Source organism: Pseudomonas quercus (genome assembly GCF_012033695.1).
In the GTDB taxonomy this organism is placed as follows: domain Bacteria; phylum Pseudomonadota; class Gammaproteobacteria; order Pseudomonadales; family Pseudomonadaceae; genus Aquipseudomonas; species Aquipseudomonas quercus.
On sequence record NZ_JAAVJI010000003.1, the window covers coordinates 222,562 to 244,426 of the forward strand.

22 protein-coding genes are annotated in these 21,865 nt (G+C 60.3%); 8 read left to right on the forward strand and 14 right to left on the reverse strand.

Annotated features, from left to right (window positions below; all coding sequences use genetic code 11):
* Positions 1–39: 39 nt before the first annotated feature.
* The 6 genes from hisI to HBH25_RS07425 are packed head-to-tail and all read left to right on the forward strand — an operon-like array spanning position 40 to position 2,981.
* A complete protein-coding gene (gene hisI, locus HBH25_RS07400) occupies positions 40–438 on the forward strand; it encodes a phosphoribosyl-AMP cyclohydrolase (RefSeq protein ID WP_168083039.1) in 399 nt (132 codons plus the stop codon).
* The gene (locus HBH25_RS07405; protein WP_168083041.1) at positions 431–766 is read left to right on the forward strand and encodes a phosphoribosyl-ATP diphosphatase; all 336 of its coding nucleotides are present in this window, start codon (positions 431–433) and stop codon (positions 764–766) included. Before hisI ends, HBH25_RS07405 begins: the two co-directional genes overlap by 8 nt.
* 26 nt (positions 767–792) lie before the next feature.
* The gene (locus tag HBH25_RS07410) at positions 793–1,062 is read left to right on the forward strand and encodes a twin-arginine translocase TatA/TatE family subunit (RefSeq protein WP_168083043.1); all 270 of its coding nucleotides are present in this window, start codon (positions 793–795) and stop codon (positions 1,060–1,062) included.
* Between the two features lie 4 nt (positions 1,063–1,066).
* Entirely contained in the window at positions 1,067–1,492 is a 426-nt protein-coding gene (gene tatB, locus HBH25_RS07415) for a Sec-independent protein translocase protein TatB (RefSeq protein WP_168083045.1), read from the forward strand.
* Positions 1,489–2,277: a twin-arginine translocase subunit TatC gene (gene tatC, locus HBH25_RS07420; protein WP_168083047.1), complete on the forward strand. Its 789-nt coding sequence runs from the start codon at positions 1,489–1,491 to the stop codon at positions 2,275–2,277. Before tatB ends, tatC begins: the two co-directional genes overlap by 4 nt.
* A complete protein-coding gene (locus tag HBH25_RS07425) occupies positions 2,274–2,981 on the forward strand; it encodes a 16S rRNA (uracil(1498)-N(3))-methyltransferase (protein WP_168083049.1) in 708 nt (235 codons plus the stop codon). The genes tatC and HBH25_RS07425 overlap by 4 nt, the downstream gene beginning before the upstream one ends.
* Positions 2,982–3,152: 171 nt before the next feature.
* Here HBH25_RS07425 and mdoH read toward each other — a convergent pair whose 3' ends face one another.
* The 12 genes from mdoH to hutC form a co-directional block, all read right to left on the reverse strand.
* Complete coding sequence (mdoH, locus tag HBH25_RS07430) at positions 3,153–5,720, reverse strand: glucans biosynthesis glucosyltransferase MdoH (protein WP_168083051.1); 2,568 nt, start codon at positions 5,718–5,720, stop codon at positions 3,153–3,155.
* A complete protein-coding gene (locus HBH25_RS07435) occupies positions 5,713–7,452 on the reverse strand; it encodes a glucan biosynthesis protein G (RefSeq protein ID WP_324616866.1) in 1,740 nt (579 codons plus the stop codon). The genes mdoH and HBH25_RS07435 overlap by 8 nt, the downstream gene beginning before the upstream one ends.
* A gap of 276 nt (positions 7,453–7,728) precedes the next feature.
* Positions 7,729–8,166: a D-aminoacyl-tRNA deacylase gene (dtd, locus tag HBH25_RS07440; protein WP_168083053.1), complete on the reverse strand. Its 438-nt coding sequence runs from the start codon at positions 8,164–8,166 to the stop codon at positions 7,729–7,731.
* Entirely contained in the window at positions 8,163–9,134 is a 972-nt protein-coding gene (gene pip, locus HBH25_RS07445; protein WP_168083055.1) for a prolyl aminopeptidase, read from the reverse strand. The genes dtd and pip overlap by 4 nt, the downstream gene beginning before the upstream one ends.
* Before the next feature lie 67 nt (positions 9,135–9,201).
* Positions 9,202–10,008 (reverse strand): N-formylglutamate deformylase, encoded by an 807-nt coding sequence (hutG, locus tag HBH25_RS07450; RefSeq protein ID WP_168083057.1) that lies wholly within the window; start codon positions 10,006–10,008, stop codon positions 9,202–9,204.
* Entirely contained in the window at positions 10,005–11,219 is a 1,215-nt protein-coding gene (gene hutI / locus HBH25_RS07455; protein ID WP_168083059.1) for an imidazolonepropionase, read from the reverse strand. Before hutI ends, hutG begins: the two co-directional genes overlap by 4 nt.
* Before the next feature lie 121 nt (positions 11,220–11,340).
* Positions 11,341–12,156 (reverse strand): quaternary amine ABC transporter ATP-binding protein, encoded by an 816-nt coding sequence (locus HBH25_RS07460; protein ID WP_168083061.1) that lies wholly within the window; start codon positions 12,154–12,156, stop codon positions 11,341–11,343.
* Positions 12,156–13,004 (reverse strand): ABC transporter permease, encoded by an 849-nt coding sequence (locus tag HBH25_RS07465; RefSeq protein WP_168083063.1) that lies wholly within the window; start codon positions 13,002–13,004, stop codon positions 12,156–12,158. The genes HBH25_RS07460 and HBH25_RS07465 overlap by 1 nt, the downstream gene beginning before the upstream one ends.
* Positions 13,005–13,062: 58 nt before the next feature.
* The gene (locus HBH25_RS07470; protein WP_168083065.1) at positions 13,063–14,523 is read right to left on the reverse strand and encodes a purine-cytosine permease family protein; all 1,461 of its coding nucleotides are present in this window, start codon (positions 14,521–14,523) and stop codon (positions 13,063–13,065) included.
* 35 nt (positions 14,524–14,558) lie between these two features.
* A complete protein-coding gene (gene hutU / locus HBH25_RS07475; protein ID WP_168083067.1) occupies positions 14,559–16,223 on the reverse strand; it encodes a urocanate hydratase in 1,665 nt (554 codons plus the stop codon).
* 186 nt (positions 16,224–16,409) lie between these two features.
* On the reverse strand, positions 16,410–16,961 hold the full coding sequence (locus tag HBH25_RS07480) for a HutD/Ves family protein (protein WP_324616867.1): 552 nt from the start codon (positions 16,959–16,961) through the stop codon (positions 16,410–16,412).
* A complete protein-coding gene (gene hutC / locus HBH25_RS07485; RefSeq protein ID WP_168083069.1) occupies positions 16,958–17,701 on the reverse strand; it encodes a histidine utilization transcriptional repressor HutC in 744 nt (247 codons plus the stop codon). Before hutC ends, HBH25_RS07480 begins: the two co-directional genes overlap by 4 nt.
* A gap of 109 nt (positions 17,702–17,810) precedes the next feature.
* Between hutC and HBH25_RS07490 the strand changes: the two genes are divergently transcribed.
* Complete coding sequence (locus HBH25_RS07490) at positions 17,811–19,175, forward strand: formimidoylglutamate deiminase (RefSeq protein ID WP_168083071.1); 1,365 nt, start codon at positions 17,811–17,813, stop codon at positions 19,173–19,175.
* 12 nt (positions 19,176–19,187) lie between these two features.
* On the opposite strand, the gene HBH25_RS07495 is transcribed toward HBH25_RS07490, so the two are convergent.
* Positions 19,188–19,769, reverse strand: coding sequence for a lipocalin family protein (locus tag HBH25_RS07495; RefSeq protein ID WP_168083073.1), 582 nt, complete (start codon positions 19,767–19,769; stop codon positions 19,188–19,190).
* 28 nt (positions 19,770–19,797) lie between these two features.
* Positions 19,798–20,016: a hypothetical protein gene (locus tag HBH25_RS07500; RefSeq protein WP_168083075.1), complete on the reverse strand. Its 219-nt coding sequence runs from the start codon at positions 20,014–20,016 to the stop codon at positions 19,798–19,800.
* 129 nt (positions 20,017–20,145) lie between these two features.
* Between HBH25_RS07500 and HBH25_RS07505 the strand changes: the two genes are divergently transcribed.
* Positions 20,146–21,696, forward strand: a complete 1,551-nt coding sequence (locus HBH25_RS07505; protein WP_168083077.1) for a sensor histidine kinase — start codon at positions 20,146–20,148, stop codon at positions 21,694–21,696.
* Positions 21,697–21,865 lie beyond the last annotated feature (169 nt).

The following is a 21,865-nucleotide window of genomic DNA, read 5'->3' on the forward strand; positions in this document are numbered from 1 at the left end:
GAGGCTGGCACACTAGCCGAATATGTGTTGGAGCAGACGATGAAAGACTGGCTGGATGAGATCAACTGGAACAGCGATGGCCTGGTACCGGCCATTGCCCAGGATCATCAAACCGGGCGTATCCTGATGATGGCCTGGATGAACCGCGAGGCCCTTGCCCTCACCGCGCAGGAGAACCGCGCCATCTACTGGTCACGTTCCCGCAGCAAACTGTGGCGAAAGGGTGAAGAATCCGGGCACGTGCAAAAAGTCCATGAGCTGCGCCTGGACTGCGATGCCGACGTTATCGTGATGGCTGTTGAACAACTGGGCGGTATCGCCTGCCATACGGGGCGTGAAAGCTGTTTTTATCGAGTTTTTGAAAACGGCGCCTGGAACACGGTCGAACCGGTTCTGAAAGACCCGGCTGCGATTTATCAGGGGCATAGCCATGAATGACACCCTTGCCCGCGTGGCTGAAGTGCTGGAATCTCGCAAAGGCGCCTCGGCAGACAGTTCCTACGTGGCCAGCCTGTACCACAAGGGCCTGAACAAGATTCTGGAAAAGGTGGGCGAAGAATCGGTCGAAACGATTCTCGCGGCCAAGGATGCAGAACGTAGTGGTGATTGCAGCGATGTCATCTACGAGACCGCTGACCTGTGGTTCCATAGCCTGGTAATGCTTGCGGCCCTGGGCCAACACCCGCAGGCTGTACTGGACGAACTCGAACGCCGCTTTGGCCTGTCGGGCCATGCGGAGAAGGCGGCACGCCAGCCGTCAGCCTGAACCTCAATTCATTTACGGAGCTGTTCATGGGTATCTTCGACTGGAAACACTGGATCGTCATTCTTATCGTGGTCGTGCTGGTATTCGGCACCAAAAAGCTGAAAAACCTGGGTACGGACGTGGGTGAGTCCATCAAGGGTTTCCGCAAGGCGATGAACGACGAAGAAAAGCCTGCCGAACCGCAGCAACCGGTTCATCCACAGGCCACTTCGCCTATCCCGCCCGCCCCTACTACCTTTGATGGCCAGCATCAGCGTGTAGACGAACCTGTGCGCAAAGACGCCAACAGGGACTGAGCCAATGTTCGGGATCAGTTTTAGCGAGCTGTTACTGGTAGGGCTGGTAGCCCTGCTGGTGCTTGGGCCGGAACGCCTGCCAGGCGCCGCACGCACAGCGGGCCTGTGGATTGGCCGACTCAAGCGCAGCTTCAATTCCATCAAGACCGAAATCGAACGGGAGTTGGGCGCGGACGAGATTCGTCGACAGTTGCACAACGAACATATTCTTTCGCTTGAGCAGGACGCTCGTAAACTACTTGACCCCCATTCGGCCAACCAGGCACCACCTTCAATTCATACGCCCTCTTCAGGCGTACCCACAGCACCGCCTGCCCCTCCAGCGGTGCCCGTATCGGCTACGCAGGCCAGCCCCGAGCCCGACAGTAACAGCGCGCCTGGGCCCCAACCTGCACACCGTGCGCCCGAGGATTCAAAACCCGCCCCATGAGCCAGATTCCTGAAGACGACCAGCCCATGCCGCTGGTGTCCCACCTTACTGAACTGCGTAGCCGCCTCCTGCGCTGTGTTGCTGTGGTATTTCTGGTATTTGCCGGGCTGTTTTCCTTCGCGCAGCAAATCTATACCTTGGTGTCCGCCCCGCTGAGGGCCTACCTGCCGCCCGGCGCCACCATGATTGCCACCGACGTGGCATCGCCGTTCCTCACGCCTTTCAAGCTGACCATGACAGTGTCGCTGTTCCTGGCGATCCCGATGATTCTGCACCAGGTGTGGGGGTTTATCGCGCCGGGGTTGTACCGCCACGAAAAGCGCATCGCCATTCCCTTGCTGGTATCAAGCATTTTTCTGTTCTATGCGGGCATGGCCTTCGCGTATTTCATCGTCTTCCCGTTAATGTTCAAGTTCTTTGCGGCAGCAACCCCTGACGGCGTAGCGATGATGACGGACATCACCAGTTACCTCGATTTCGTGATGACCCTGTTTTTCGCATTCGGGGTGGCATTCGAAATTCCCGTTGCTGTCGTACTGCTGGTCTGGATCGGCGTGGTAGAGGTAAAGGCACTTCGCAAGGCCAGGCCCTACGTCGTCATTGCCTGTTTTGTGGTGGGCATGATCCTTACCCCACCCGATATCTTTTCCCAGACCTTGCTGGCAGTCCCTATGTGGCTGCTGTTTGAGATAGGTGTGCTGTTTGGCGCGCTTATTCGCAAGCGCAGTGAAGAAGCCGACGCCGCTGAAAACCACAACGACCAGCCGCCCGCGACTCGCCCATGAACTTGCTGCTGCTTGAGCCAGCCGACTTCATCGGCCAGGGCCGCGTACGGTTGGCAGGCCGCCGCCTCACCCACATGCGCGAAGTACATCGGGCCGCCGTTGGAGACAGCGTGCGAGTGGGCTGCCTTGACGGGCTTATGGGCGATGGCGTGATCCACGCGCTGGATACCGAGCACGCCGAGCTGAGCGTTGCCTTCGATCGCCCGCCACCTTCCAAGCTGCCCCTGACCCTGATACTGGCCCTGCCTCGCCCTAAAATGTTGCGCCGGGTATTCCAGACCATTGCGACCCTCGGCGTGCCGCGCCTGATTCTGGTCAACAGTTACCGTGTGGAGAAGAGTTTTTGGCAAACGCCTTTTCTACACCCGGACAGCATCCGTGAGAACCTGGTACTGGGTCTGGAGCAGGCCCGGGACACTGTGCTGCCTGAGGTAATCGTTGAAAAGCGATTCAAGCCCTTCGTGGAGGACCGCTTGGCCACCATGGCTCAAGGTACGCAGGGCCTGATCGCTCACCCTGGCGATTTCCCGCCCTGCCCGCGCGCGCTCCCAGGCTCTGTAACCTTGGCTATCGGCCCTGAAGGCGGGTGGATACCTTATGAAGTAGAGCTGCTCCAGGAGGAGGGGCTCCAGCCTGTGCAGATGGGTGAGCGCATATTGCGTGTGGAAACCGCTGTGACGGCATTGGTATCACGGTTGTTCTAATAGGCGTTTTACACGTTTAGCCGGTGGCTTCACTGCTTGTAAGGCCAATCGCGCCTGCCTGTTGGACCAGGCGAAGCCTGGGAACATGCCCACCTCAAAATGGCGCTCGGCACGCAAAAAAAAATCGCGGGCTTCGTAAAAAGCCCGCGATCTTTTTTCAGCCTACTGGGATCAGGCGTTGGCCAATGTTCCACCTACCCTGGGCTGCATAGGCAGCGTAGGCGCATGAGGATCTGCAGCTACTGAATTTCGCCAGGCCGACAGCCAGACCTCGCTGTGGGAGTCCCATACTTCGTGGTGCAGACGGCTCAGAGCCACTGGGTCACTAAGCAGGTACAACCTTGCATTGCCCTCCAGTGCACCTGGGCCACCGGCCAAGGCTTTGCCTACCATGGCTTCGCGCATGGCTTCCACTGGCTGCGCCTGACCGTGACGTGACGTGGCCAAGGCACAGGCCAGGGCGTTCTGACGAGGGTCTACTACTGCCCGTACAAAGCCCTGGTGCAGTGCATGAGCCCGGTTTTCTTCTGTGTAGGCGTCAGTCGAAATCAGTTCCTGCGGCGTGTCGTACTCCTCCGGAATCAGGAACATCTTCTCCTTTCTAGCCTTAAGCCCCAGGTTCGTGCGGCTGGAAATCACCGACACGGGAATGGACAACATCAGCGACACCACGATAGGCGCCAACCACCACAGGAAGCTTGGGTTAAGGGCAGTCACCAGCAGTGCCCATAGCAAGCCAAGCAGCGTCTGTGGCCCATGCCGGCGTACCGCTTCGCCCCACGGGGTAGAGTCATCGTCGCGCTGTGGCGAGTTCCAGGTCGCCGCCCAGCCCAGGAATGCGGCCAGCACAAAGCGGGTATGGAAAATCATCCGCACCGGTGCCAACAGCATGGAGAACAGCATTTCCAGCAACATGGACAGCGTAACGCGGATGCCGCCGCCGTACTCTTTCGCACCTTTAGCCCAGATCAGGATGATGCTGAGCAGCTTGGGCAGGAACAGCAGCACGATCGTGGTGGAGAACAGGGCAATGGCTTTATCCGGATGCCACTGTGGCCACAGCGGGTACAGCTGCCGTGGCTCCATGAAGTACGTAGGTTCCATCAAGGTATTGACCGCCAGCAAGGCCGTGGACAGCACCAGGAAGAAGAACCACAGGGGCGCAGACAGGTAGGACATCACACCCGTCAGGAATACCGCCCGGTGAACCGGGTGCATGCCCTTTACCAGGAACAGCCTGAAGTTCATCAGGTTACCGTGGCACCAACGCCGGTCCCGCTTGAGTTCATCGAGCAGGTTGGGTGGCAGCTCTTCGTAACTACCGGGTAGGTCATAGGCGATCCATACCCCCCAACCCGCGCGGCGCATCAGTGCCGCTTCGACGAAGTCGTGGGACAAGATGGCCCCTGCGAATGCACCCTTGCCAGGCAGGGGTGCCAAGGCACAGTGCTCGATGAAGGGCTTCATACGAATGATCGCGTTGTGCCCCCAGTAGTGGGACTCACCCAACTGCCAGAAGTGGAGGCCGGCAGTGAAGAGAGGGCCGTATACCCGCGTGGCGAATTGCTGCAGGCGAGCGTACAGGGTATCCATGCCAGAGGCCTTGGGCGCGGTCTGGATAATGCCTGCGTCTGGCGTGGCCTCCATCAGCCGTACCAGCGAGGTAAGGCATTCACCGCTCATCACGCTGTCGGCATCCAGCACCACCATGTAGCGGTAGTCCGAACCCCAGCGGCGGCAGAAGTCATCCAGGTTACCGCTCTTGCGCTTCACGCGGCGGCGACGGCGGCGATAGAAGATCCTGCCAAAGCCCTTCGTTTCGCGACAGACATCCATCCAGGCCTGCTGCTCGGCTACGGCAATGTCGCCGTCGTAGCTATCGCTGAGGATGAAGAAGTCGAAACGGTCCAGGTCGCGCGTCGCCGCAACGGACTCGAAAGTCGCACGCAGGCCTGCGAACACACGAGGCACATCCTCGTTACAGATAGGCATCACCAGCGCTGTACGTGCGCCGGGCTCTATGGGCTCGTTGCCAGCACTTGCCCCAGAGATACGGTACTTGTCGCGGCCGGTCAGCAGCTCCAGAAAGCCCATGAGAGCGGTCCAGAACCCCGCCGACACCCAGCAGAACAGGATGCCGAACAGGATCAGGATGCTGGTTTGCAGCACATAGGGCAGCACTTGCTGAGCCGTTTGAAGGAGGGGTTGGTGGATGACCTCGTTCAGGTCCACCATGGCCCAGCCTTGGTAGGGCATGATGCCCTTCATGTAGTAACCCGCGACGAGGGTTTGCCCCAACATGAGCACCAGCAGGATATAGCGACGGATAGAGCCGACTGTACGCCACCGTGCCTTAGGCAGGTCTCGCTTGTCACTGGTGGGCTGTGGCGGTATGCCTTTGCCCAGCAAGCGACGCCAGCCACGTGCCACGATGTTGGTTTTCCACGGCTCCGGGACCATTTTGGTACGGCGAATGGGCGGAGTAGCCTTCAGGCGTACCCGGCCAGCGGCATCCACCGCAAGCATTTCGTGGTCTTGGAGTTCGGCAGCCGAGTCGATGGCAAGGCGACTGGCAACGGAGGCCTGCGCCCCTTCCCCAGCCGCAGAAGGCTGTGAAAGGCGCTGATGCAGGTCTGCAAACGAGCCACTCTGCGCCAGTTCATTGCGCTGCTCCGGGCTCAGCGGCAAATGCGCCAGATACTCGGAGAGCGTTTCGGGGCGTTCCATTGAGTTACTCATCGGCAGGCAACTGGTAGCTCCAGGTTTCGGTCAGCGCTTCTTCAGTCTTGACCGGTTCAGCCGGCTGTGGCGCGGCTTGTGCTTCTACAGGGGCTGCGGCTTTTTCAGCGGCCTTGTCATGCTTGCCACCTTTCTTGTGGCCATGGGCAGGCTCTTCGGCCTTGGTTTCAGCCACAGGCTTGGGCGGGTCCACCGGAACCACGTCCTGTACCAGGGCGGCGCGCATTTCAACCGGCTTGCTGCCGTCCTTGACCTTGACCCGCAACGTCAGGCGCCAGCCCTGTGTTTCCGGATTGTAGCGAACGTTGTTTTCTACCAGCTCAGCGTTGTCGCCAACACTGACTTGGCTACGCACGCTAGCGTCGTCCAGCAGAGACTTGAGCTTCGGCCCTTCGAAATCGACCAGGAAGGCCACGCTGCCGTCAGGCTGGCGAACCAGGTTGGACTGTTTCACGTCGCCGGTGGAGCGAAGGGTCTGTTTAACCCAGGCGATATCAGGCGAGTGCAGTTCGGCCTCGTCGGCTGTCCAGTGAATGCGATAGTTGTGTTCCAGTGGCTCACCGGCCTCAGGCATTTTTTCCGGGCTCCAGAACGCAACGATGTTGTCGTTGGTTTCATCGGCAGTCGGAATCTCAACCAGGTCTACAGTGCCCTTGCCCCAGTCACCGCGAGGTTCGATCCAGGCACTGGGGCGGCGGTCGTAACGGTCGTCCAGGTCTTCATAGCGGCCGAACTCGCGGCCACGCTGTAGCAGACCGAAGCCCTTCGGGTTCTCAACAGTAAAGTTGCTGACCGACAGGTGCTTGGGATTGTTCAGCGGGCGCCAGATCCATTCGCCACTACCGGCATGAATGGAAAGGCCGGTGGAATCATGGAGCTCATGGCGGTAGTTGAGCACACGAGACGGCTGGTTGGAGCCGAACAGGAACATGCTGGTGAGCGGCGCTACGCCAAGGCGGCTAACGTGATCACGCAGGTAGACGCGCGATTGTACGTCTACCACGCTGTCCGTACCTGGGCGCAGCACCATGCGGTACGCACCAGTGGAACGGGGGGAATCGAGCAGCGCATAGATGATCAGCTGCTTGTCTTCAGGATTGGGCTTCTCTACCCAGAATTCGGTGAAGCGCGGGAATTCCTCGCCAGAAGGCAAAGCGGTGTCGATTGCCAGGCCGCGTGCGGAGAGGCCATAGGTCTGGCCCTTGCCTACTACACGGAAGTAGCTGGCACCGAGCAGGGTCATCACTTCGTCCTGCTTGTCCGACTTGTTCAGCGGGTACAGTACACGGAAGCCGGCCCAACCCAGGTTCTCAGTAGACTTGGGGTCGAATTGCACATCACCGAAGTCGAAACGTGCAGGGTCGTATTTGATTTCCTCGACCGAGTTGGCGGTCACTTCGTTGACTTTTACGGGTGTATCGAAGTGCATGCCCTGGTGGTAGAACGACAGCTTGAAGGGCGTTTTGTCGTCGGCCCATTGGGCCTTGTCGGTGCGGAACTGGATTTTCTGGTAATCCGCAAACTTCATGTCACGGAATTGAGGCGGGAGGTTGCTTTTGGGCGCTTCGAATTTCTGCCCGGCAAGGTCCTTTGCCCTTGCTGCAACATCGTCCAGGCTAAAGGCCCACAGTTGCCCAGCGCCAAACAGGCAGAACAGTGCAGAGCCCGCCATCAGGGCCTTGCGCAAGCGTTTGCTGGTTGTTCCTGGTGTGTTACATGGACTGACAATCACGAGCTACCCTCGCCGAAAAACTGATATTGAACCAACGACCAGCTGCGGTTGCCGGGTTGGCGAGCATTGTTCCGACTCCGAAAGGGGCTAATGATTCCCTAGCGGCCACGGCCCAGCACTCACGTTAGAACACAACCGGGGGATCAAGCCTGTGGAGCCCCCCCGGCGCGCGATTATCTAGCACCCTGCGAAACAACGCATCAGGGCATAGGAAGAATTTTTGCTGCAAAACGGCAGATCTTAGCCCAGAAGGCACTATTTCATCGGCAGGGCTGCTTAGACCTCAAGCATGAACGTCACAGGGCCGTCATTGACCAGATGAACCTGCATATCTGCGCCGAAACGGCCGCTGGCTGTGCCTGGGTGCTGTTGCTGGGCTTGCCCGAGCAAGTAGTCGAACAGCTCGCGTGCCAGTGGGGGTGGAGCTGCCGTCGAAAAACCAGGGCGCAGGCCGCTGCGTGTGTCGGCAGCCAAGGTGAACTGCGACACCAACAACAGCCCCCCGGCCACATCGCTCAGCGAACGGTTCATGCGGCCCTCAGGGTCGCTGAATACGCGATAGTTGAGCAGCTTGTGCAAGAGCTTGTCAGCCTGTGCCGGTGTGTCGTGCGGTTCCACGGCCACCAGCACCAGCAACCCTTGCCCTATGGCCCCCACGGTTTCACCTGCAACATCTACTCGCGCATTGGCCACGCGTTGCAGCAGGCCCTTCATGCTTCTTCGAGCGGCAGGTCCAGCAGGCGCCGGGCCATTTGGTCAGCAGCACGGACCAGTGCATCGATGATGCCCGGCTCGGAACTCGCATGGCCGGCATCTCGAATCACCTGCAGCTCGCTGTTCGGCCAGGCATGGTGCAGTTCCCAGGCATTATCCAGCGGGCAGATCACATCATACCGGCCGTGGATGATGACCGCTGGCAGGTGAGCGATCTTGGGCACGTCACGGATCAACTGATCGGGCTCAAGGAACGCGTTGTTGATGAAGTAGTGGGTTTCGATACGGGCAATGGACAACGCCCGTTGCGGCTCAGAGAAACGGTCTACTACCAGTGGGTTAGGGCGCAAGGTGGCGGTACGGCCTTCCCAGGTAGACCAGGCCTTGGCGGCATGCATCTGTGCGATCTGGTCGCTGCCGGTCAGGCGCTTGTGGAAGGCCTTGAGCAGGTCCCCGCGCTCGTCTGGCGGAATCGGCGCCAGGTAATCCTGCCAGTAGTCAGGGAACAGCCGGTTGGCACCGCTTTGGTAGAACCACTGAAACTCTTGCGGGCGGCACAGGAACACGCCCCGCAGGATAAGGCCGTGAACGCGCTCTGGATGGGCCTGCGCGTAGGCCAGCGCCAGGGTCGAGCCCCAGGAACCGCCAAACAGGACCCACTTTTCGATCCCTAGATGTTCACGTATGCGCTCGATGTCACGCACCAGATCCCAGGTCGTGTTGTTTTCCAGGCTGGCGTGAGGTGTGGAGCGGCCACAGCCTCGCTGGTCGAACGTGACGATGCGGTACAGGTTGGGGTCGAAGTAGCAGCGGCTGGCCGCATCGCAACCGGTGCCCGGCCCCCCGTGCAGAAACAGTACCGGCAAACCCTCCGGGGAACCACTTTCGTCAACATACAGTACATGGGGCTCATCCACGGCAAGATCATGCCGTGCATAGGGTTTGATCTGCGGATACAGGGTCAGCATCGGGCGCTCCGAAAGGGGTTGGTCAGCCGTAGGCCATCATAAACCTGAATCGGCTGAATATGCTTGCCTAAACGCTTCGGTGATTTGCCGTGCCCCACGCCAGCATCGTTTCCAGCAATTGGCGCAATACCTGCCGAGTAGGCTCGGCAACGTCGGGCAAATACTCGAATGGCGCTTGCTCACTCATATAGGTGGCCTGCCCCAATTCCAGCTGTACGGCATGGACACGGTTCGCCGGTGCGCCGTAGTGGCGAGTGATGTGGCCGCCTTTGAATCGGCCGTTGAGCACATGGGTATAGCCCTGGGCCTGAGCGCATACCTGCTCCAGCTGAGCAGCCAGTGCCGGAGCGCAACTGGCGTTGTTGAACGTACCGAGGTTGAAATCCGGCAGCTTGCCCTCGAACAACCGGGGAACGCGGGAACAGATAGAGTGCGCATCCCATAGCAGTGCGTACCCATGAATGCTCCGCAGGCGCGCCAGCTCATCGGCGATTTTCTGATGGTAGGGGCGCCATATGCCTTCAAGGTAGCGGGCACGCTCCTGGCTGGAGGGCGCCTGGCCCGGTTTGAACAGTGGCGTGCCGTCAAACAGCGTGTCGGGATACAAGCCCGTGGTGGCACCGGCATAGAGCGGCTGGTCGTCATCAGGGCGGTTCAGGTCGATAACGAACCGTGAGTACTGGCCAACCAACAGGCTGGCGCCTAGCCCGCTGGCAAAGTCGTAGAGCCGCGGAATGTGCCAGTCCGTATCCGGCAGCGTTCGGGCGGCCTCCACCAGCCCTTCCTCAACGACAGGGGTAAGGCGCAGCCCCGCATGGGGCACGCTGATCAGCAGCGGTGAGCTGCCAGCGCTGAAAGTAAAGGTATCGTTCATTGGCGTGCCTGCGTGAAGTTGAGTTCCGCCCCATGGCGGATGATGCGTTTGTCCAAATCTCCGCCTAACCAGTAGGCCAGGTCTGCGGGCTGCTCGATATCCCAGGCTACGAAGTCTGCTACCTTGCCCTCCTCCAGCGAACCGTGGCTGCTGCCCAACCCAAGTGCCCGCGCAGCATGCAATGTCACACCGGCCAGTGCCTGCTCGGGCGTGAGGCGGAACAGCGTGCACGCCATGTTCATCATCAGGCGCAGTGACAAGGTTGGCGAGGTGCCGGGGTTGCTGTCTGTTGAAAGAGCTATGGCCACGTTGTGGTCATGAAGCGCCTGCATAGGCGGCAAGCGGGTTTCACGGAGGAAATAAAAGGCACCCGGCAGCAATACCGCTACCGTGCCTGCGGCGCCCATGGCGGCTGCATCAGCGCTGGTCATGAACTCCAGGTGGTCTGCCGACAGTGCCTGGTAGCGTGCGGCCAGGCTAGCCCCACCCAGGGAGGACAACTGCTCGGCGTGCAGTTTTACAGGCAGGCCAAGGCGCGCGGCCGTCTGGAACACTTGCTCCACCTGAGCAGGAGAAAACGCCAGGTACTCGCAAAACGCGTCTACGGCATCGACCAGGCCTTCGCTGGCCAGCGCAGGCAGCAATTCGTTGCAGACATAGCCGATGTACCCTGCCGCGTTGTCCTTGTACTCGGCCGGAATGGCATGAGCGGCCAGGCAAGTTGCCTTGACGGTAACCGGCAGTTCGGCACCCAACCGGCGAATCACCCGCAGCATCTTGCGCTCGCTGGCCAAGTCCAGGCCATAGCCGGACTTGATTTCCACCGTGGTGACGCCCTCGCGCTGAAGGCACGCAAGACGGCGGCGGGCACTGTTAAACAGCTCTTCTTCAGTGGCGGCGCGCGTGGCCCGCACGGTATTGGCAATACCTCCGCCACTGGCAGCGATATCGGCATAGCTCACGCCTTGCAGGCGTTGCTCGAACTCGCCACTACGGTTGCCGCCGTACACCAGGTGTGTGTGGCAGTCGATCAGGCCAGGTGTTACCCAATGCCCTTGCAGGTCCACCTGCTCGTCTGAAACCGGCGCCTGGGCCAAGGGGCCTATCCACTGAATAACCCCAGCCTCGGTTACGATCCCCGCGTTTTCAATGATCGAATAGCGCCCTTCGGCAAGGGTCGCTGCATGGCAGTTGTGCCATAGCGTTGGCATCTGAACCTCCGTCGTCAGGCCAACCAGGTTGGCGCTGGTTTGTTTAGTTGTGAGCCCCAAGCTGCAAGCTGCAAGTGGCTCATGGCTTATGGCTTATGGCTTGAAGCTTGAAGTTTGCCGCTCAAAGCCTACCGTTAGCCCCCTGCACGAACCGGGCTACGTAGTCATCCGCTGGGTGCTGAAGTATGTGATTGGGGGTGCCCACCTGAACCAGGCGGCCATCCCGCAAGATGGCAATGCGGTCGCCAAGGCGCAGCGCTTCGTCAAGGTCGTGGGTAATGAATACGATGGTCTTGTGCAGGCGGCCTTGCAGCTCGCGCAACTGTGCCTGCAAGTCTGCGCGAATCAGCGGGTCAAGCGCGCTGAAAGCCTCGTCCAGCAACAGGATGGGGGTGTCGGTGGCCAAGGCGCGGGCCAGGCCCACCCGCTGTCGCATGCCGCCAGACAGCTGCTCTGGCCAGTGCTGTGCATAGCCTTCAAGGCCCACCTGGCTGATCCAGTGATGCGCCCGCTCCCGGCAAGTAGCGGCGGAGTCACCGCGTAGCCTGAGCCCATAGGCCACGTTATCCACGACATTTTTATGGGGCAGCAAGCCAAACCCCTGGAACACCATGCTGACGTCGCGCCGGCGGAATTCGCGCAAGCGGGGCGCACCATAGCTCAGCACATTCTCCCCTTGCACAAGCACCTCGCCCCGTGAAGGCTCGATCAGCCGGTTCAAGTGCCGCACCAGCGTGGACTTGCCCGAGCCGGACAAGCCCATGATCACGAACACTTCTCCAGCTTCAATGTTCAAGGACACGTCTGTCACCCCCACCACACAACCGGTATCGGCCAGGATGCGGGCCTTGTCGGCGCCTGCATCCAGCAGCTTGAGCGCCTGTTCAGGGCGAGGGCCGAATACCTTGGTCACGTGGCGCAGTTCGATAAGGCTCATCAGCGCACCCTCCGGCGAGGCTGACCATAGGCCTGGGTAATACGGTCGATCACGATTGCCAAGGCCACGATCGCCAGCCCGGCTTCCAGGCCTTTGCCTACATTGAGCGTCTGGATACCGGCGAGCACGTCCTCCCCCAGCCCACGTGCGCCGATCATGGACGCGATCACCACCATGGACAGCGCCAGCATGGTGGTCTGGTTGATACCGGCCATGATGCTGGGCAGCGCCAAGGGTAGCTGCACGCCGGTCAGTTGCTGCCAAGGGCTGGCGCCGAAGGCGTTGACGGCTTCCATTACCTCCCGGTCTACCTGGCGAATACCCAGTTCGGTCAGGCGAATGACCGGGGCAATGGCATAGACCACGGTGGCGAAGATGGCGGGCACCTTGCCCAACCCGAACAGCATCAACACGGGAATCAGGTAGACGAAGCTGGGTAATGTCTGCATCACGTCCAACAAAGGCAGCAACACTGCGCGCACCCGCGCAAAACGGGCGGCAAGCACGCCCAAGGGCACGCCGATAACAACAGCCAAGGTAGTGGCCACCAGAACCAGTGCCAGGGTTTGCAGCAGTTTGTCCCATAAGCCGACGGCGCCCACCATAAACAGCAAGCCCGCCATCAGTGCCCCCATGTACCAACGCCGGCTGGCATGCCAGGCCAGCCCTGCCACAACGAGCAACAGCAGCCACCAGGGCGTTGCCCGCAACAGGCTCTCCAGCCCCACCAGCACACCGAGTAGAGCATCGGACACCTGCCGCAGGTTGTCTCCGTAACGACCCACCAACAGGTCGACCCAGGTATTGACCCAATCGGCAATGGAAAACGTAAAGCTGTCTGGAAACATGGGCTGCGCTCGTCATGGCTATATCACCATCCTAGGACAGCAACGACAGCGCAGCGGCTCATACCACACCCACCCCGCCCAACTGTTGATCTGTCTCATCTCTGGCATCCGCCGGCAGGATCAGTTGAGCAGGCACTGGCCGGGGCCAGCGGCGCGCAGCCCAGTAGTACACCACGGCCGGCACCACCAGGCCGATGATCCATGAGATGTCCGTGTCGCCCAGGTGCGCTACCAGAGGCCCGGTGTAGAAATGCGTGGCAATGAACGGCATCTGAATGAGCACACCCAGCACATACACGGTGATCCCTAGCACATTCCAGGCGCCATAGCGGCCTTGAGGGTCGTTGAGCGCCGGCAGGTCATAGCGCTCCTGGCTGATGGCGTAATAGTCCACTAGGTTAATGGCGCTCCAGGGTGTAAAGAACGCTAGCAGAAACAGGATAAAGGCCGAGAAGTCCTTGAGAAACGAATCCTTGCCCAGCAAGGCCAGGCTGGTCGATACCAGCACCATGCACAGGATGCACAGCGTTCGCACGGTGGGGCTGATCCGGCGTTGGCCGGACAACCCCGTAACAATAGTCGCCACCGACATAAAGCTGCCGTAGGCGTTGAGAATGGTGATGGTGAGCTTCCCAAAGGCGATGCTGAAGTACAGCAGGGCGGCGACCACCCCTGTGCCGCCCAGCCCGACAATGAACGCTACTTCGTGGTGCGCGAAGCCTTTACCCGCCAACGCTGCGGCAAAGACCCCGAACACCATGGCGGCCTGCGCGCCGATCACTGAACCCAGGCCGACTGCCCAGAAGGTGCCCGCCGCCGACGTATTGCGCGGCAGGTAACGGGAGTAGTCCGCTACATAGGGGCCGAAGGCGATCTGCCAAGAGGCCGACAGGGATACGGCCAGCAGGAAGCTGCTCAGGGAGAAATGCCTGTTGGCCAGCAGTGCCGACATGTCATTGCCAGCCAGTAAGGCATAGAACAGGTAGGCGAACGCCAGCACGCCCAACACGCTGGCTATGCGGCCTACCAGATGAATGACCCGATAGCCGAATACGGTGAACAGCACGATGATGGCGGCGAACAGGCCGATGCCCTGCCAGTCCGCCAAACCGGTCAATTGCGCAATGGCCTGCCCGGCCAGTACCGAGCCGCTGGCCGAAAAGCCTATGTACATCAGGCACACCAGCACTAAGGGAATCACCGCGCCGTAGACACCGAACTGCACCCGGCTGGAGATCATCTGCGGCAACCCCAGGCGCGGGCCTTGGGCAGCATGCAGGGCCATGACGGCCCCGCCCAGCAGTTGCCCGATCAGCAAGCCCACCAGCGACCAGAACACATCACCTCCCAGTACCACGGCCAGCGCGCCCGTTACGATGGCGGTGATCTGCAGGTTCGCGCTCAGCCACAGGCTGAACTGGCTACCTAACCGGCCATGGCGCTCGACCTCCGGGATGTAGTCGATGGAGCGCTGCTCGATCAACGGCTGGTTTACAGGTTCACGCGTATCTACGGGCATACCATGTCTCCAAAGCGCGGGAGGAAGGGAAAGCGTCAGCGGTCCAGCATGGGCAGGTTCAGGCCTTGTTCGCGGGCACATTCGATGGCAATCGGGTAGCCCGCGTCGGCATGGCGCATCACGCCTGTGGCCGGGTCGTTGTGCAGTACCCGGGCAATACGCTCGGCCGCTTCGTCGGTCCCATCGCACACCACTACCATGCCGGAGTGCTGGGAAAAGCCCATGCCCACGCCACCACCATGGTGCAGGGATACCCAGGTTGCGCCGCTGGCGGTGTTAAGCAAGGCGTTGAGCAGCGGCCAGTCCGACACGGCGTCGGAGCCGTCGCGCATGGCTTCGGTTTCACGGTTGGGGCTGGCCACGGAGCCGGAGTCCAAATGATCGCGGCCAATCACAACGGGGGCGGACAGTTCGCCACTGCGCACCATTTCGTTGAATGCCAGCCCCAGCTTGGCACGCTGCCCCAGGCCTACCCAGCAGATACGCGCTGGAAGCCCCTGGAAGGCAATGCGCTCGCGTGCCATGGTCAGCCAGTTGTGCAAATGGGCATCGTCCGGAATCAGCTCTTTTACCTTGGCGTCGGTCTTGTAGATGTCCTCGGCATCCCCTGAAAGCGCTGCCCAGCGGAAAGGCCCTACGCCCCGGCAGAACAGGGGGCGAATGTAGGCAGGCACAAAGCCTGGGAAGTCGAACGCATTGTGAACGCCCTCCTCCTTGGCCATTTGCCGAATATTGTTGCCGTAGTCGAACGTAGGCACGCCCATCTGCTGGAAAGCCAGCATGGCCTGCACGTGTTCAGCCATGGACTGGCGCGCAGCCTTTACCACCACCGCAGGCTCTTGCTGGGCACGCGTGCGGTATTCCTCCCAGGTCCAGCCCTTGGGCAGGTAACCGTTGAGTGGGTCGTGGGCGCTGGTCTGGTCGGTGACCATGTCTGGCCGTACGCCGCGGCGAACCAGCTCCGGCAGCACCTCAGCGGCGTTGCCGCACAGGGCAATGGATACCGCTCGGCCTTCGCCGGTGTAACGCTTGATGCGGGCCAGGGCGTCGACCAGGTCGTGTGCCTGCTCATCGACGTAACGGGTTTTAAGGCGGAAATCGATACGGCTCTGCTGGCACTCGATGTTCAATGAACAGGCACCTGCCAGGGTAGCGGCCAATGGCTGCGCCCCGCCCATGCCACCTAACCCGGCCGTGAGCACCCAACGGCCTGCCAGCTTGCCGTTATAGTGCTGGCGGCCCGCTTCCACGAACGTTTCGTAGGTGCCCTGTACGATGCCTTGGCTGCCAATGTAGATCCAGCTGCCGGCGGTCATCTGGCCATACATGGCCAGGCCTTTGGCATCCAGTTCGTTGAAATGCTCCCAATTGGCCCAGTGAGGCACCAGGTTGGAGTTGGCAATCAGCACACGTGGGGCATTGGCGTGGGTTTTGAACACGCCCACAGGCTTGCCTGACTGCACCAGCAGGGTTTCATCGGCTTCAAGGTTTTTCAAACTCTCCACGATGCGGTCATAGCACTCCCAGTTCCGCGCCGCTCGGCCAATGCCACCGTAAACCACCAACTCCTTAGGGTTCTCGGCCACTTCAGGGTCAAGGTTGTTCATCAGCATGCGCAGCGGAGCTTCAGTCAGCCAGCTTTTGGCAGTGAGCTGAGTACCACGAGGGGCACGGACATTTACGTCACGGAAGGTGGTCATGGGTAATCCTCTGAGCTGAGCGGGTGTTTCGTCCGCACACATATTTACTTGTATGTACAAGCATATGCAATCCAGAGGCCAGCTTCATGGGCTACTGTTTTTACAAGGAGCCCGAGAAAACCTGACGGCTGATACGCACTGAAACAGCGCAAATGGGAGGGCCAACGCACCTGCCCGGTACGCCCTTCACCGAGGCATAAGGGTGATATGGCAAGCGTGGCCTGTGACCTGGGCGCAGGTGTGGGGTGGCAATACCAAGGCGTCGTAGCGCTCCAGCTGCCAAGTGCTGCCTGCTACCACCACTTGAACGCTGTCTTGTGCGGCGAAGACAACCTGAGTGGCCGGGGTGGCATCGACCAGGTGAGTAGCGCTTATCCACTTCAGTACGGCCTGATAACGGGCAGGCGAGTAGATCAGGTTGAAGTCCCTGATGGGGCCATCAACCAAGGTGCAGCTCACATGGCTGGCGCCGGAAAAGGCAAAGGGCTGAAACGCCTGCAGCGGCGCGGTATCCAGGCCATCGACCGTCAGCACCATGCCTTGGCCCTCTAGCACGGTGATCACCCGTTCATAGCCTGCGAAGGCTGAAAAGGGCCCAGGCTCGGCAATGTCTGCAATGGACAGGCGCCAGCCAAACCCATCCGGGCCATCACCTTCGTCCCGGCAAAGTTCTACCGTGCTGCCGCCGCCGTTTTTCCAGGGCGTACGTTTGTGGTCGCACGCACGCACTACCTTCACTTGCTGAAGCGCCCTTCCAAGCGGTGGCGGGAGCCTGGGTGGATCAGCCGCGCCGCAGTGACGGCCTCGCGGCCCGACCAGGTACGCCGCCGAATCAGCAGGCACGGTTCGCTAGGCTCGATCTGCAGCCACAGGCAGGCCTGTTCGTCCGCGAGAATGGCCTCTACCACATGCTCGCCCTCAGTGAGGGGCGCCACACGGCTCAGGTAGGCATAAGGGGTTTCGAGGGTGAAATCCTGCTGAAGGTAGTCGGGCGCTACCTGCGCATTCACGTAACGGTCTTCGATCTGCACGGGGATATCGTTCTCGTAATGCACGATGATCGAATGAAAGATGCGCTGGCCTTCGCGCACGTCCAGGGCAGCCGCACGCATGGCGCCCGCCACTTCCTCGACCAGCCGAATCACCTGGCAATGGTGCCGATGGCCCCGCGCCGCGACCTCATCAGCGATGTTATTGACCTCAAACAGCGCCGACTGCGTCTTGGGCTCGGCCACAAATGTTCCGACCCCTTGCATGCGCACCAACAGGCCTTCGGCCGTCAGCTCGCGCAATGCACGGTTGATGGTCATGCGGCTGAACCCCAATTGGCTCACCAGCTCGCTTTCCGAAGGCACTCGAAAATGGGGGGGCCAGCTGCCAGCCTGGATCTGTTGGGCAATCATCTGCTTGACCCGCGCATACAGCGGCGCCGGGCTCTCGCCCAACTGGTCAGCTAGAGAGGAAACAACGGGCGGCATTGGCACAAAAGGCCCCTGTGGGTAGTGAACGGACTATAGCTTGCCGCAGTTTACCCGGCCCGCAAACAGCTGTATATGTATATACAACCATGTTTTCAGAGGCTTCTGTATGCCCGCTTACTTTGCTGATCGTGCGCTGTTACCCGATGGCTGGGCCTCACACGTGCGTGTAAGTGTGGATGTTCAGGGCGTAATCACTCACGTGCAGGCCAATGCGTCGCCAGAAGGTGCTGAACCCTTGAACGGGCCACTGCTGCCTGGCATGCCTAACCTGCATTCCCATGCCTTCCAACGGGTAATGGCAGGCTTGGCCGAAGTGACCGGCAACCCCAATGACAGCTTCTGGACCTGGCGTGACCTGATGTACCGGCTGGTGGCACGGGTAACCCCGGATGACCTTGAGGTGATTGCACGCCAGCTGTATATCGAAATGCTCAAGGCCGGCTATACGTCTGTGGCGGAGTTTCACTACCTTCACCACGCTACCGATGGCATGGCCTATGGCAACCCGGCGGAAATGGCCCTGCGCATCAGCCACGCCGCTGCCAGTGCCGGTATCGGCCTTACGCTGCTACCTGTGCTCTACAGCCATAGCGGGTTCGGCGCCCAGGCGCCTATGGAAGGCCAGCGTCGGTTTATCCATGGCACCGAGGCCTACCTGTCGCTGCATCAACAGCTGTCTACACACCTGGCCACCCAACCTGCACAGCAGCTCGGCGTATGCTTCCACTCGTTGCGCGCAGTCACGCCTGAGCAGATCAGCGACGTACTGGCGGCCAGCGCTGGGGCTGGGCCGATCCATATCCACATCGCCGAGCAGCAGAAAGAAGTAAACGACTGCCTAGCCTGGAGCGCACAGCGCCCTCTGCAATGGCTGTTCAACCATGTAGCGGTGGATGAGCGCTGGTGCCTGGTGCATGCCACCCATGCCAACGCCGATGAGGTTCAACGCATGGCCGCCAGCGGTGCTGTGGCTGGACTGTGCCTGACAACCGAGGCCAACCTGGGCGATGGCCTGTTTCCTGCGGTGGATTACCTGGCAGCCGGAGGGCGTTGGGGCATTGGTTCGGACAGCCACGTGTCGTTGAGTGTGGTGGAAGAACTTCGCTGGCTCGAATATGGCCAGCGGTTGCGCGACCAGCGCCGTAACCGGTTGCATACCGCCCAAACGCCGCAGGTGGGGCAAACCCTGTACCAGGGCGCATTGGCGGGCGGGGCTCAGGCGCTAGGGCAGCCGGTCGGGCGCCTGGAGGCCGGTAGGCGAGCCGATTGGCTGGTACTGGATGGGGCGGACCCCTACCTGGCAATTATCGACAACAGTGCCCTGCTCAGCCGGTGGCTGTTTGCAGGCAATGACCGTCAGGTAAAGGACGTGATGGTGCGTGGGCATTGGGTGGTACGCGATGGCCACCACGCCAGCGAGGCTGAAAGCCGCCTCGCCTTTACCCAAGTGCTGCGTAGCTTGCTGAGGTAGCCTGCCCCTGCCTTAGTCTGCAGAACGCCAGATAAGGCGCGAGGTATCGAACCCCTGTTGCTGGGCTCGGGACACCATCTGCTCCTTCACACTTTCGCTGACATCAGGCGTGCGCGACATCAGCCACAGGAACTTGCGATCCGGGGTGCCGACGATGACTTGGTTATAGCCGCTGTCCAGGTCGATGATCCAGTAATCCCCTTTGGTCAGGCCAGGGGCGATTTTCGAAAACCAGTTATCGAACACAACCCATAGCTTGTCTGTTTCTCCGGCCACTTGCTGGGTCGCCGTGCCATGGGCCTCCTCCCAGGTACCGTCGGCGGTCTTGCAGCGGTTGAGCACGTCGACCGTGCCGTCGGGCTTGACCCCGTAGTGCGCTTCAGACTGTACGCAGTTGCGCTGGAAGAACATCGGCAGGCGCGCCAGCTCATACCAAGTGCCTTGGTAACGCTTGAGGTCCACCTTGCCAGCCGTCTTGGGCGCGACTTCGCGGGTACCTGAGGTACTGCACGCCGCTAACACACCTGCACATACCGCAAGGGCCAACAGCACCTTGCCCGGGGACCAGAAGCGGGATTTCCCGTTATTTGCCATGTTCACGTACTCCTGTGTTCAAGCGTGTTCAGTCATCTGACGCAGAAGGTTCAAGTGCTTGCACGCGGTGCTCCAGCGCCAGGCGCAACGGCGGATCTATCACACCGGCATCATAGAGTGCCGCGATGTAGCCCAGCGCCATGCCCGTCATCAATACCGTTTCAGGGCCTTTGTCAGCGTGGCTGATAGCAGCCATGCGCCGGTCGATGGCGCGCCCGATTTTTTCAGGAAGGTCCTGTTCAGTCATTGCCTGCCCTGCAGTGGTTAAGGAGGTCGGCGTTGGACGGTAGGTTCGAAAAGAGGTTCAGGTGATATCCTGCTGGAACATAACGCCTTCTGGCTGTCCAATCCTCTCCCGCACTCGCCCTGGCCCTCTATGCAAGACCGTTCTAGCGACGAAATCATCCGCAGTGCCCTCCAGGCGTCGCATACCCGTTTACGCAGGCAGCATGAGCTGTGCGTGCAGTTCGGCGTGAACTCGCTGCAGGCGACGAACCTGCTGCATCTGCAAACCCAGGCCTGCGCAGTCGTCGCCAAAGGCATGGGCACGGCATACGCGAAGGTGTTGAAGTACCAGAAGGCCGAAGGCCGCCTTGTGCTTGAAAGCGGCGTTGGCTGGGCCCCCACAGACATTGGCACCGCTACCCTGGGCGCGGACGATAGCAGCCCGGCTGGCTATGCCCACATGATGGACCGGCCGGTGATTTCCAACCACCTGGGCCAGGAGCTGCGATTCCGTACACCCGAGCTTCTGAAAAGATATGGCATCGAGCGGGCCATTAACGTGCCGATTCGTGGTACTGGCTCACCTATGGGCGTGCTGGAAGCCGATAGCCCGGATGGCGACGACTTCATTGAAACCGACCTGGTATTCATGCAAGGCATTGCCAATATCATTGCCATGACTGCTGAGCGCCTGGCCTTCCAGGTAGAACAGCAGGACCCAGCGCCCTACTCCGAGAGCGTGCTTAATGCCAGCCCGGACTGTGTGAAGATCATCTCAACAGACGGGCGCATCGAATTTTTCAACGAAACCGGCTTGTGCCAGATGGGCCTGCCTAGCCTGGATGCTGTGAAAGGTAACCGGTGGGAAACGTTGTGGCCTGAGCAGTCCAAGGCACAGGTTGAACAGGCCATTCGCGATGCCGCTCAAGGCCACGCTTACCGCTTTGAGTCCTTCTGCCCCACGGCTGCTGGGGAGCCGCGCTGGTGGGATGTCACGGTAGCGCCTATCAAGAACAGTGAGCAGCAGGTTGAAAAACTGATCGTCGTCTCACGTGACATCAGCGAGCGGTACCATCAGGAAGTAAAGCTCAAGGCGCTCATTGATGCGCAAAGCGTGCAGATCGATCAAAACCAGCTGATGATCGAAGAAATCCATCATCGCGTGAAAAACAGCCTGCACCTGGTCAACGCCATGCTGATGTTGCAGGCCAACATCGCGACCGAAGAAGTGGTGAAGGTCCAGTTGCAGACGGCCGCCAACCGGGTGCTCACGGTGGCATCGGTACACGAGCGCTTGTACCGCTCCCTCGATACCAAGATTTCCGACCCTAGGGAATTCCTGCAATTGCTGTTGCAGGATCTCGGCGAAGCCTTTGGTGACCGGGAAATTGCCCTGCAGGCCGAACCGTTGGCCGTGGCCGCCGAGCGCTTAGCCCCTTTGGGCTTCGTGACCTCCGAGCTGGTTATAAACGCGCTCAAATATGGCAAGGGCAAAGTCACCATCACACTGGCAAGGCAGGATGGCCATGCGGTGGTCACGGTGGTCGACCAAGGCGACGGCTTCCCGGACTCATACCCCAAACCTAGCGGTACAGGCCTGGGCATGCGCCTGGTGAAAAGCTATTCAGGCTTTGGCAGCGAAGCCATTACCGTGGACCGCAGCGCCCCCACCAGCACCATCCATGTGAGGTTTCGCTTGTGACCGTGTGAACCACCATGCCCCCGTGGTTGCACTCAATTGCTTAGCGATGCCTGGAAGGCTGCGGGCATAAAAAATCCGATACCAGCAGGCTGATATCGGATTTTCCAGAAAACCAAGCTTCGGCACAAAGGCTTAGGTAAACGGTATTAGCCTCTTGGGCAACCCTGTA